Consider the following 11,968-nt stretch of genomic DNA (forward strand, 5'->3'; position numbering starts at 1 on the left):
TAGGAATAAATGACGCACTCTACTGATGCCCAGACTGCTGAGCACCACGCCCGTCCGCGACGCGAAAAGAGCCAGAAGAAGACGGCACGTAACGTGCTTCTGGGCTTCGCAGCAGCAGTGTTGGTCATTGCCCTGGCTTGCGGAGCTTATGTCTTCAAGTTGGCACAGACGTTCAACACCGGAACCACCAAGATCGAGAACGCGTTCCCGGACGAGGCTACCCGCCCCATCAAGAACGTCACCGGCGCCATGAACATCCTGGTGATGGGCAAGGACAAGAACGCGGACAAGTCCGTTGACACCGACGATTCCGCGCCCACGGACCAGCGCACTGACACGCTGATTTGGGTCCACGTTCCGGCCGACCGGAAGAACGTCTACGCAATCTCCATCATGCGCGATACCTGGGTAAACATCCCCGGGCACGGCGAAGCGAAGATCAACGCGGCCATGGCCCAGGGCGGCGTTGCCCTCACAGTCCAGACCGTGGAGTCGCTCTTCCAGCAGCGTATTGACCACGTTGCCATGGTGGACTTCGAAGGTTTCAAGGGACTCACCGACGCCCTGGGCGGCGTGGAAGTCAACATCAAGACCGGCTTCACTCCAAGCGTCCTGAAGGGCAAGGTCACCTTCCAGCCGGGCAAGAACCTGCTCGACGGCGAGAAGGCGCTGGCGTTCGTGCGTGAGCGCCGCTCATTCCCCGACTCTGACTACACCCGCGTGAAGAACCAGCAGCTCTTCCTCAAGGCTCTGCTGAGCAAGACCATCTCGAAGGAGACCCTCACCAACCCGGTAAGGATCAACAACATGGTGGACGCCATCTCGCCGTACGTCAGCGTGGATAAGGACTTCGACGCCGGAACCATCGGTGGCCTCGCGTTCCAGTTCAAGGACCTTCGCGAGAAGGACACCATCATGTTCACCCTGCCGAACCTGGGCGTGGGCACCTCGGCCGATGGGCAGTCGATCGTGGTTGCCGACCAGGCGGCCATCTCCGGAATCGCCAACGCCATCGGCCAGGACAAGCTTGGCGCGTACGTGACGGAAAACGGACTGGCCCAGTAGCCTTCGTCGTCAGAGGACAAAGCAAAGCACGGGCCCGCCCAAGGCGGAGGCCCGTGCTTTTGCTATCTATGCCAGCTGTTCGGTTCTGAGCTCAGCGTCCTCGGCTCTCACGACAGTAACGTGCGGCCATTCGAGGGTCGCAAGGGCGCCGTCCGCCTCAGGGTCATCCCTATGATCATGAATGACTGCCCGAACGCGTTCCACGCCCGCGGCCACCAATAATCGCACCACAAACACACCTGCCAGGTCCCAACCATTCCGAAGCTGGACGGCGATCACGTGCGAGGCCTGCCCGGTGACCAAGCCCTCCAAGGCAGGAACTTCTGCCTCGACGTCGCTGACGAAGTGGATCTCCAGAGTGTGTCCATCGGGGTTGGCCGCCAAGACCTTGTATCGGAACCGACCGAGGCGCTTTCCGTCCAGAACTGCATGCTCCACGGTCGCGCCGCTTGCCAGGCTGAGTTGGGCTGCCTCGACGACCCCATCGGCGCTGGCTCCCTCATTAGCCAGGGCAACTTGAGGCAGTTCGCCACGCGCCATCGTCCCCCGGGGTCCGATCGCGACAACGTGGGTAAGTTCCCCCACCGGATCGTATGCGCGGGAAAGCTTCTGGGCATCAGAGGTGTACTTGACGAAGCCGTAGGCATGGTTGCTCATCAGCTGCAGGAATCGCGTCCGCCCAAGCTGGCCTTCCAGGAACCAGTTCGCTCCGACGATTTCTGCTGATTCAGGATCGACGCGTACCTGGAGTTGGACGCCGTCGTCTCCTTCGAATGCCCTGGCTTGTTCGCAGGTGATGCTTTGGGTTTGTGAGCCGCCCTGGAGGAATGCGCGGATAATTCCCAGCATCGCCGGAAGAGCCGTCTTGGCAACATCCGAGTGTGCGCCATTGACGCGGTATTTGGTCAGGTTCGGCACATCCCTGACGAACTCAATGAGTGAGTGATTACTCAGCTCATCTGAGTTTGTGTAGAAGTAATCAATCATGCGGCCTTCTGCGAAGTACCGTCGCAGAGCAGATTCGGGCTGTTCGATCGCCCCCAGCGCCTTGTTTCTATAGAGGTTGTCCCGAAAGAACGGTTTGTTGAAGTAGTACGGCAGGTTCATTTGCGGCACTGCCAGGAGCAGCCGGGCGTCCGGGTACTCCTGGGCGTAGTGGACAGCAATGCTCGCACCCTTCGATGCACCAAACATGAGCACGTCTGCAGATCCGATCTTGTATCGGGTGAGCAGTTGATTGATGGCGGCGCATACCCGGCCGTACAACGGCCTGCCGGCACCGTCAACCATCATGTACGATCCCGCACTGAGGTAGCGGTCCTGGAAGCAGACCATGACGGTGTCCTTCAGGTCCTTGTCCGTCAGCGCCTTGAGATAGCTGACGGCGTAGGAGATCCGGGTGGTTGATGGCCCAAACCCCGGGAAGGTGATGAGCATTCTCTTGGGATTCTTGGTGTTTCCTCGGATGGAGTAGAAGACGTCTCCGTGCTGTTCCACGCCGTACTGCTTGTCGTACTTGAGCTGCTGCGTGGTAGTGAACGCTCCCCTACCGATCTTCAGCTCATAGGGGACGTCGATATCCAACGTAAACTTCGAGGGATCGTCCGAGGTGACCACAATGTTCCGGTACTCGAGCGGGAACCCACGCGCGGGCGGTTCAATCCGGTTGCCGTAGACCACTTTGGATCCTTGGAGCAGCCGGAAGTTTGAACCGTTGTGTTCGCGCCAACGTGCAATGGTCAGTTTGGCGAAGTAGGTTTCTGGGGGCAACGTCCCTGACGCAACACGGCGAAGGCTGCCTTCCAAACCTTTCTTCTTGACGAACTGCCGGGCAGCGGAGTTTGAGGGGGCACTGAGAACCCTGCGGGCAGCGTCAGTTCCTAGTGATGAATAGGCAAGGTTCTTGCCCAGGCCGGTGACGCGGCGTTTGATGTGGCGTGCGATATTCATTAAAGGCTCAGCATCCTCTCCACGATTGTTGCGTTGATGTTGGCCGGGTCCACTCCTCGGAAGAACCTCTCCCTGCGTTTGGCGAACAGTTGGTTGGAACGGAGGTAGTCCTCCTGAACGATGTGGCTCACCACGTCGGCGTGTTTGTGAAAAACAGGTCCCAGTCCGTCCTCGGAGTAATCAACCCTGGCTTCGTACGGTTGCTCCCGGAAGAAGTCGGCAGCATCCCAGTGGTAGTAGGCGATCGGCGTTTCGATGAATGCCGCGTCGAGGACCGCTGAGCTGTAGTCCGTGAAGACCATCTCAGCCGAGGTAATCGCTTCCCGGTAGCTCAGTTCCGACTGGATAACGTGTTCGGAGAATTTGAAGTGACCAGCGCGCCTGTCAACGTTCGGATGTAGTTTCACCTGCAGAATGCGGCCTGTTTCGCGAAGGTGATTCAAGAGCAGCGGGTCGGTAATGAGTTCGTTGATCGCCCTGCAGTAGTCGGATTTGGCGAAGCCCTCCGCCGACACTTGATGCAGGTTGAACCGCCACGTGGGCATGAACAGCAAGTGCGTGGGTGAGGACTTCTCCCTGGCCAGAACCTCATAACGCGGCAGACCGCAGTTGATGGTCTCATTGGGCGCCAGCGCAGCCATGTAGTCAGCCTCGAGTTCACCGGTTGCCACAAAAACGTCGTAGTACTTGGACAGCACCCAATCAGTCATGTCATTCAACTGGATGCCGTGTTGAAGGTAAACGAACCGCGAGTTGGCGAAGGACTTTCCCCTGTACCTCACGTTGTAGATCTGGGAAGAAACCACCAGGTCAGAAATGAGGAACTTCTCGTAGAAATCTGTGGTGAAGATCGGCAGGAGCTTGAAGCCCTTGTCCTTTAGCCGGGGCCAGTCCAGGGACTTTGGGTTGAGGGCGAAATACGCTTCCGTGTATTCCGGATGTGTTCGCGTGAAGTACTCATAGAGATGTTCGGCATTATCGTCAGCTTGCATTGGCCGGTCAAAGAACAGCATGGTCGAGTGCGGCCCTATCGGCCGGCTATAGAAGTCGTAGGTACCAGCTCTCCCGAAGCCCGGCCTTACATCATGCGGCCGGTATGCCTTCTTGATGGTCAGGACGTCTCCCCCGCATCTCAACCTGTAGAGCAACAAGTCGTCACCTGCTGCTTGTTCTCCTTCGTTGAAAAGAAGATAGGAATCGTGTCCGGTCAGTTGTTTGAAGGGACGCGCGTCAGGGCCGGGCCCGCCCAGCCAGCGGATCCACTCCGCCTCAAAAGGCATCAGTGGTTCCACCAGACGGACCAGCTCAACCAACCTGAAACTGCGCACAACGTCGCGGAGGTGATTCACGCTGACCTCGGTGACCTTCTCTGCCCGCAAGCCGCGAAGGAAGAGTGCAAGATACCTTACGAGGTAGATGCGAAGTTCCTTGGAAGCCGTAACTATGAGCGGCACCAAGCGATCCACATCAGGCTCGACTCTCAGACCAATGGCAGCCTTTGTGTCCGTTGCAACGGAGAAACCGACGCTCAGGGGCTTCACGGCCCCAATCGACCAATACAAGCGGTAGCTAAGGTAGAGGGCTGAGCGGTCAACATCTCCGATGGCTTCCAGCGCGAGCGCCAAACGACCCGTGTTGAAGACAACGCCGTAAATGTCCGTGTCACGGGCATAGCGGTAGGCGTCCTCGATCGTGGTAGCCGACACGTTTTTGGGAATGGCCCCTGCGTAGACCACCGGCTCTGCCAAGTAGATGTTCCGAGGCCCTAGATATTCGAGCATCGTTGCCAAGTAGCTCGGCGATAGCTGCTGGGTAGCCCTCACGAAGACCACGTACTTACTCTCAAGGGAATCGCACAAGGCAGCGATCGCCTTGGTAGTGAGAGGCTCCTCGACGTGGACGATGCGGAGCTGAGACTCATAGCGCAAACGTGCGGTTAGGAGCCGCCTGAAAGTTGCTGACTCCCGGTCCAAAGGACCAGGTTCCTCAAGGACGACGGTAAGCAAGGGCAGGGAGTCGGGCATCAGGTAGTCCTCTGAGTCGAAGGCGCAGAGCATCTTCGACGCGGACCCCTGCGTACCTATTTATGGTTCAAGGACACAGTGGGAGATGAGGCAAAATCATGACGCAAAGGACCCAAATGCGGCGCGATTGTATAAATGCTGACTCGGCGCGTCTGCGAACTTGTCCGGCCGGCAGTGAAAGTGGCGCATGACGACCATCCTTGAAGCTCTTCGCCCTAAAGCCAGGTGTCGAGGGCGTTCAGATCTACAGCGGCGCATCAGCGTCAGGTGAGCAAGGCCATGGTAAGGCTGCTCACGCCTATCGCTCATAACCGTTCGGATTCGAAACCTGCCAGCGCCAGTGGTCGGCGCACATCTGCTCCAAATTTCGCCGCGCCGACCATCCTAGGTCGGCCAAAGCTGCTGCAGCATCCGCGTAACTTACTGCGGCATCACCTGGTCTGCGAGCCACTAGTTCGTACTTGATAGACCGCCCAGCCGCCTTACCAAAAGCGTCCACAACCTCTAGAACAGAAGAGCCCTTACCTGTGCCTAGATTCCATTTGAAAGCGCCACAGTTCCTTTGGATATGCCCCAAGGCTGCGAGGTGTCCTTCTGCGAGATCCATAACGTGTATATAGTCACGGACCCCTGTACCGTCGATTGTCGGGTAGTCGCCGCCAAAGACAAAGAGCTTGTCCCTGCGCCCGACGGCAACCTGCGCGACGAAGGGCACCAAGTTATTCGGCACTCCAACGGGAGACTCACCGATAAGGCCCGACTCGTGCGCTCCAGCAGGATTAAAATAACGAAGTAACGCTACTGCCCATGTTGGGTCCGATGTGCAGAGATCATTCAACATCTCCTCAATATGTTGTTTCGTTCGACCATATGGGTTCGTCGCCTCAAGATGCAGTTTCTCGGTGAGAGGAACATTCTCAGAGTTGCCGTACACCGTAGCGGAGGAACTAAAGACTAATCGATGCACACCCGCACTCTGCATGGATTCAAGCAAATTAATTGTGCCAGCTACGTTGTTTTTGTAATAAGTCAAGGGATCGACAACTGACTCTCCGACAGCTTTGAGCCCTGCAAAATGCACCACGGAGTCAAAGTTACCTCCCCTCAGAACGCCATGAACGGCGGCCGAGTCAAGTAGGTCTATCTCCTGGAGCGCCACCTGCTTACCGGTAATTTCCTGGACCCGAATCAACGACTCAGCATTTGAGTTACTTAGATTGTCAAGGACTACCACATCATGACCCTCTTCAAGAAGGCAGAGCACAGTGTGCGACCCGATATATCCGGCCCCGCCGGTCACTAGTACTTTCATGCTGCTGATTCTATTGCCTTCGTTCCTGGGGAGTTCATTCTGCCATATCTGAGGCGTTTTGATGCTAGGCTGGCGCTTAGTGAGAGGTCCGAGCACCACCATCCGAACTAACTCGATTTCAATAAGACTCCGAGCACCGAAGGTGTGTCACTCCCCATGGGTCAGCCGCAAGAGCAACTGTGGGCTGGTGCCATGGGGAGTGGCCGGCGTACTGAAACGCTACGCCAATGCCACCGATCTCGCGCGCAGCTCCTTGGTGATGTGCCACGGCTCCGACTGAATGGCTAAGATAGGTCCGGCAACAGTTCCGCTGTTGACGAGTCGGCGCAAACGAAATTATCAGGGGGACCTCAGTTTTGGATCTACGCGACTACCTTCGCATGGCGCGGCGGAACTGGATTGTAATAACGGCGCTTGCTCTGGCTGGCCTCTTGGTAGGAGGGACGGCGACTGCACTCACCGCGCCGACCTATACCTCACAAGCTGAATTGTTCGTTTTGATTCAAAATTCAGGCTCCGTCCAAGAACTTCAGCAAGGAAATACGTTCAGTCAGGCCAGAGTGCAGTCGTACGTAAAGACTGTCTCGACCCCTGTCGTGCTTCAACCAGCCATAGATGCCCTCGGGATAGACGAGTCATCAGAAGCTCTGTCACATAGAGTTCGGGCCACAGCGGACCTAAATACGGTCATCATCAAGATAACGGCATCAGACAAATCGCCGGTCCAAGCCGCCGCGATCGCCCAAGCAGTCGCCAACAGCCTGATAACAGCCATCGAATCATTGGAACGCCCTAAAACGGGCGGGACTTCACCCGTCGGTCTCTCAATAATTACGCCAGCGCAAGCGCCAACCATGCCGTCAGCTCCGGATACTAAGAAAAATCTTGCCCTGGGACTTGTAGTTGGCCTTCTACTTGGTGTCGCTGTCAGTGTCACTCGAAGCCTGCTGGACAATCGGATTCGCGGCGAAGCCGATCTCCGGCAAGTTACTGAGGCCCCCCTCTTAGGCGGCATTTCCTTTGACCCTGCTGCAGCCAAGCAGCCCCTCCTCTCCCAGACGGGCTCACAGAGTCCCAGGGCCGAGTCTTTCCGTCAGCTGCGCACAAACCTGCAGTTCACCAATGTAGCGAGTCGTGGAAAAACCGTACTGGTGACGTCGTCTCTTCCCGGCGAGGGAAAGAGCACCACTGCCACAAACTTAGCCATGGCTATGGCGGAGGCTGGCCAGAGTGTCTGTTTGATTGACGGAGACCTTCGCCGACCTATGGTGCATGAATACTTAGGTCTGGACCGAAACGTCGGCTTGACCACAGCTCTCATCGGGAATGCCGACGTCAATGACCTGCTGCAGCCTTGGGGAGAGGATAACCTCTTTATCCTCGCTTCTGGCCAAATTCCGCCGAACCCGAGTGAGCTTCTGGGGTCCGGCGAAATGATAAATCTGATCCAGCGGTTGGAAACAGTGTTTGACGCCGTCATTATTGACGCGCCTCCCCTTCTTCCTGTCACTGATGCAGCTGTACTCGCGCCAAGTGTCGGGGGCGTGATTCTTGTAGTCAGTGCGCAAAAATCAACGCAGCAGGAAGTGCGAAAGTCAATGGAGGCTTTGGCCCTTGTTAAGGCCAATCTCCTAGGCGTCGTACTCAACCGCCTACCGCTTCGTGGCCCGGACGCTTACGGATACAGCTACTACGGCAGTGTCGAGGCAAGTTCTAAAAGTGAACGTAAACAACCACGCGTTCCGAGCGAGCGCGTTCACGCAGCCCGGCAAAGCAGGAGCCCGCAGCACTTTCCCGCCTCGCACTTGGACGACATGATCCAGGGCTAGGCGGCCCGACTGCCTTTCTTTGTTGTAATTATGGTGTGCGAGGAGCCTTAGTAAGGCGGCGTTTCCCTGCGGCGAACCAGAAGCAAAGGCTGGAGCCTAGGCCTTAAGCTTGAACTCAACGCTGAACCGGCCTGGTACCCGCGCCCGGAAATCCTCAAAGAAACGGCAGTTTCGCGAGCAACCATCATGTTCTTGTCTTGTTTGGTGGGCCCTCCCTGCTCTCTGCAGTGAGACGGGGCCAAGGTCGGTCGTTAGGAGGATTGGGTTCGCCCGCCGACGTCGACCTCTTAGAGCTCCTTTATACGGCGTGCTGGGGTTCCGGCGTACACGCCATTGGGTTCAGTGTCCTTGGCTAACACTGCTCCCGCGGCGATGATACATCCCGGTGCTATCGTCACGCCGCCCAGAACGGTCACATTTGCCCCAACCCACACGCCATCTCCAACCACTATCGGCTGATCAACGTTTGCTCCCGCGCGTTGGCCGGCTTGCCCGATCTCATGGTTACGGGTAGCGAATACCACTCGAGGCCCTACGTACACCTTTTCGCCCATTGTCAGCGGACCCCGGTCAATATAGACCTCGTGATTAAAAAAACACCCCTTGCCGGTGGTAACAGCCGTACCTTTGAAAGTCACCCGAGATGCTACCGCCGTACCAGCACCGAGACGCAGTCCCATCCGGCGAAGCATTTGGGTCCTCGCACCAGGTGGCATGAAGGGAGATGCGACAAAAGTGTTTCGGAACAGTTCTCGGATATCCATTCAGCCAGCATAGTGGCATTAGACTGAGATGACCTTTGTGCCGCTACGTGGGGGAATTGGAAGAGATGTTTATCAGGGCTAAGGCCAGTCAGCTTCCTGCCGCCCCCAGCTACGAAGTCCGTACGCTTGAAATCAGTTGGCCGTGGTGGGTGCATCCGGGATGGGCATTACTGCTGCTGACTGGGGTCATGGCCGCTGTATCTATCTCTCTCCCAGATGAAGTGTTCGCAACGTGGCGGATGCAGAAGTACTTGGATGAGAGTCTCTCCGTCACACTGATAATTGGGGTACTGGCTACTTTCCTTGGCATCATGATCACGAGTGCGGGCGCCGCCCGTGGCGGCAAAGTGACTCTCCGCTTCACGCCAAAGCAAGTCCTCTATCTTCGCCGTGCCTACAGGATTTTGTTCCTCCTCACGCTCACTGGGTACTTGATTTGGGTGGTTAGTGCAGTTGCCCAAGGAGTCCGACCTCAGGACCTGATTGCCGTCGTCGACCGTCAGCTGGGGGCAATCAGCGAACTCAAGAGCAACAGCCGCCCGATCGGAGGACTAACAACTCTGACACAATTCGCTCCAGTTGTTGTGGTTCTGGGGCATCTCCTTCGGAAATTGGGCGTTGGTGGGCGAGCTTTTTATTCGCTTATAGTTCTTTCAGCTGTTCGAACGATCTTCTACGCCGAACGGTTGGCCCTCATCGAAGTGCTGATTCCCCTGCTCCTAGCTGCGTCACTGACGATCAGTCGCTCATCTCGTTGGAGAGGCCTCACTCGTTCGGCACCCGTAGTTGTAGCGCCCCTGGTGTGGGGCATCTTCGCCATCTCCGAGTACACGCGCAGCTGGATCTATTATCAATTGACCACTAGCATGCCCTTCCCTGAGTGGGTATCGGCACGTCTAGCGGGTTACTACGTAACATCTTTCAACAACAGTGCGATGTTCGTCCATGCTTACGATGGCTCAAATGCAGTTCCCTATTTCTCCATTCCTTTCTTATGGAACGCCCCTGGCGTCAACGAGGCAGACCAAGGAGGTATCTACGGTTTCCTGCCGAACGATTGGTGGACTTACATCTTGAACACTGAGGGAAGTAAGGATTTCACCAACGTGGGCTCATTCCTTGTAACTTACGCAGAGTTCGGAATGATGGGAATGTTCTTTGGTTGGCTCCTCGTAGGGCTATTGTTAGGCCTAATCTTTTCCTCCTTAACAAAAGGAAACACGCCAGGATTGGTCGCTTACGCAGCCATCTTCGTGGGGGTGCTTGAACTACCGCGGTTCATCTACTGGACGCAGGGCCGTGCAACGCCAATTATTATCGCAATTCTGGTGATCGCTTTTACTTATCCGGCCACCAAGGCTGGGTACAACCGCCGTGGCTCAGATATCGCTGTCGAGACCTAGAGTCAAGCCAGCGGGCTTACGCAGAGAAATCTGAAAGATTAGGACGCATCCTCGGCACCTCTACTCAGACGGGCTCCCTACGCCGCAGAAGATCCAGGCCGTCGTCGCGCACATTCGCGTCCGGCGAGGCCTAAACATGAGGCAAGCCATCCAAATGGCACCTAGATCAGAGTCAGGCGACGTGACGGGCCCCCAGATTGCGCTTGGAGCCTTTTGAGTACACACTCCGGCCGGAGCGCCGATGCAGCGGGCGCTTCAACGAACGACGCGAAAGAACCAACAAGGAAGCAGCCAAAATCAGATACAGAGCAGCTTCAGCGAGCAACGCTCCCTTAGCTCCCGCCCAGAAGGCGCCAAGTGGACCAAATCCAAAACCCACGGCAGTAACTAGGACCCTTAGAACTGTGGCGCGCCAGATGACACCTTGAACCCGGAGGAATATAGTCGGCACTATCGACAAGCCGGCAAAGAACCTGTTCAAGGCAACAGCACTAAACAAAGCCACCATAATGCCCCAAGTTTCCCCAAAAGCTGCCATACCAAGATCCGGTGGTATAACGCGCAATAGACCGTACGTTCCGCCGACAGTCACTGCGATCAACACTGTCATAGCCAGCATCTTCCACCAGTAAGATCGCCACCTCCGCAGCTGGCCGATGCGAAGGTCTCGAAGTACCACTGTTCGGAGGAAATTTATTGCCAGACTTGTCATGCCGAATATGGATAGAGCGGATCGGTATGCAGCAAGCTCCGGTCCGCTTACAAAGAAGTTAAGAATAAGTGTTATGGAATAGCCTAGCAACGCTCCCAAGATCGCTTCTGTGACAAAAGAAGAATTTAGCCTCCAATGCTTCGCCAACCAGCGAAGACCCGACAACGGCCTAGGGGGCAGTCGAAAAGCAAACATGGCTGTGATTGCGACACATGACCCAGCGCACCCAAGAAGACTCAACATCCCGCCGCTGCCCAACTCTGCTTGCCCAGCAAACCAAATGCTGGAACAGCTAACGACGGTGTACGTGAGATCGACTGTCAGTAATCCAATCGTCTGGCCCGAGGCAATAGCGGCATAACGAACGCCGTCTTGGAGCAGAAGACCTAACTGGGCAGAACCTAGCGATAGGAAAAACGGTGCACTATTCGGGAAAATGAGTGACAACACCACACCTATGACTGCGAGAGCGGATGCCACGACAAGAGAAAGGCCCAGCGACATATGTCTTTCCGCTGCGTCATAAGTGCTCGTCGTCGAGCGAACAAGAAGAGTTTCTCCACTGAGGGCTCTAACCAAGCTCTGGACCACAATGGCTGTGGACAACCCAAGTACGAAGGTTCCCAGCTCTTCAGAAGAGAGGAACTGTGCGGCCAGCACCAGGAAGAGAATGCTTGCCAAACTTAGGATTCCCTGGTCAAGAAATCCCAAGGAGTATCGCAGAAACCTCAATTCAGCGCACCACCCTTTCCATGTGAAGGCGTAATCAGCCCAAGTACCATTGCGGAACGGCTGGAGAGCCAGGACGGCGCTGAACGTGTTGACGGCATATAGAAGTCTCAACCACCCGGGATGGAGGATGGTATGTCTTCTTGTTTAGAAGAAGACTTGATATCGCGCAGGAAAGGG

Annotated in this window: 8 protein-coding genes; 3 read left to right on the top strand and 5 right to left on the bottom strand. The window is 56.3% G+C overall.

Annotated elements, in window-relative coordinates:
- Nucleotides 1–9 precede the first annotated feature (9 nt).
- Nucleotides 10–1,065: an LCP family protein gene (locus OCL88_RS01705; protein ID WP_264961383.1), complete on the top strand. Its 1,056-nt coding sequence runs from the start codon at nucleotides 10–12 to the stop codon at nucleotides 1,063–1,065.
- Between the two features lie 66 nt (nucleotides 1,066–1,131).
- Here OCL88_RS01705 and OCL88_RS01710 read toward each other — a convergent pair whose 3' ends face one another.
- The 3 genes from OCL88_RS01710 to galE form a co-directional block, all read right to left on the bottom strand.
- Nucleotides 1,132–3,015 (bottom strand): hypothetical protein, encoded by a 1,884-nt coding sequence (locus OCL88_RS01710; protein WP_264961384.1) that lies wholly within the window; start codon nucleotides 3,013–3,015, stop codon nucleotides 1,132–1,134.
- Nucleotides 3,015–5,039 carry a CDP-glycerol glycerophosphotransferase family protein gene (locus OCL88_RS01715; RefSeq protein ID WP_264961385.1) on the bottom strand — a complete coding sequence of 675 codons (2,025 nt, stop codon included), beginning with the start codon at nucleotides 5,037–5,039 and terminating at the stop codon, nucleotides 3,015–3,017. Before OCL88_RS01715 ends, OCL88_RS01710 begins: the two co-directional genes overlap by 1 nt.
- 298 nt (nucleotides 5,040–5,337) lie before the next feature.
- A complete protein-coding gene (gene galE / locus OCL88_RS01720; RefSeq protein WP_264961386.1) occupies nucleotides 5,338–6,351 on the bottom strand; it encodes a UDP-glucose 4-epimerase GalE in 1,014 nt (337 codons plus the stop codon).
- A 356-nt stretch (nucleotides 6,352–6,707) separates the two neighbouring features.
- Here galE and OCL88_RS01725 point away from each other — a divergent pair, with 356 nt between their 5' ends.
- Nucleotides 6,708–8,180, top strand: a complete 1,473-nt coding sequence (locus tag OCL88_RS01725) for a polysaccharide biosynthesis tyrosine autokinase (RefSeq protein ID WP_264961387.1) — start codon at nucleotides 6,708–6,710, stop codon at nucleotides 8,178–8,180.
- 287 nt (nucleotides 8,181–8,467) lie between these two features.
- Here OCL88_RS01725 and OCL88_RS21240 read toward each other — a convergent pair whose 3' ends face one another.
- Nucleotides 8,468–8,944, bottom strand: a complete 477-nt coding sequence (locus tag OCL88_RS21240; protein ID WP_413775443.1) for an acyltransferase — start codon at nucleotides 8,942–8,944, stop codon at nucleotides 8,468–8,470.
- 47 nt (nucleotides 8,945–8,991) lie between these two features.
- Here OCL88_RS21240 and OCL88_RS01730 point away from each other — a divergent pair, with 47 nt between their 5' ends.
- Complete coding sequence (locus OCL88_RS01730; protein WP_264961388.1) at nucleotides 8,992–10,347, top strand: hypothetical protein; 1,356 nt, start codon at nucleotides 8,992–8,994, stop codon at nucleotides 10,345–10,347.
- Nucleotides 10,348–10,519: 172 nt separating this feature from the next.
- Here the strand turns inward: OCL88_RS01730 and OCL88_RS01735 are convergent, their stop codons facing one another.
- Nucleotides 10,520–11,740 carry a hypothetical protein gene (locus OCL88_RS01735; RefSeq protein WP_264961389.1) on the bottom strand — a complete coding sequence of 407 codons (1,221 nt, stop codon included), beginning with the start codon at nucleotides 11,738–11,740 and terminating at the stop codon, nucleotides 10,520–10,522.
- Between the last annotated feature and the right edge of the window lie 228 nt (nucleotides 11,741–11,968).

The organism is Paenarthrobacter sp. PAE-2, assembly GCF_026013155.1.
Lineage (GTDB): Bacteria > Actinomycetota > Actinomycetes > Actinomycetales > Micrococcaceae > Arthrobacter > Arthrobacter ureafaciens.

Coding starts and splice junctions, on each gene's coding strand:
- OCL88_RS01715 (WP_264961385.1), bottom strand. CDS start 5,039: ATGCCCGACTCCCTGCCCTTGCTTACCGTCGTCCTTGAGGAACCTGGT.
- galE (WP_264961386.1), bottom strand. CDS start 6,351: ATGAAAGTACTAGTGACCGGCGGGGCCGGATATATCGGGTCGCACACT.
- OCL88_RS21240 (WP_413775443.1), bottom strand. CDS start 8,944: ATGGATATCCGAGAACTGTTCCGAAACACTTTTGTCGCATCTCCCTTC.
- OCL88_RS01710 (WP_264961384.1), bottom strand. CDS start 3,015: ATGAATATCGCACGCCACATCAAACGCCGCGTCACCGGCCTGGGCAAG.
- OCL88_RS01705 (WP_264961383.1), top strand. CDS start 10: ATGACGCACTCTACTGATGCCCAGACTGCTGAGCACCACGCCCGTCCG.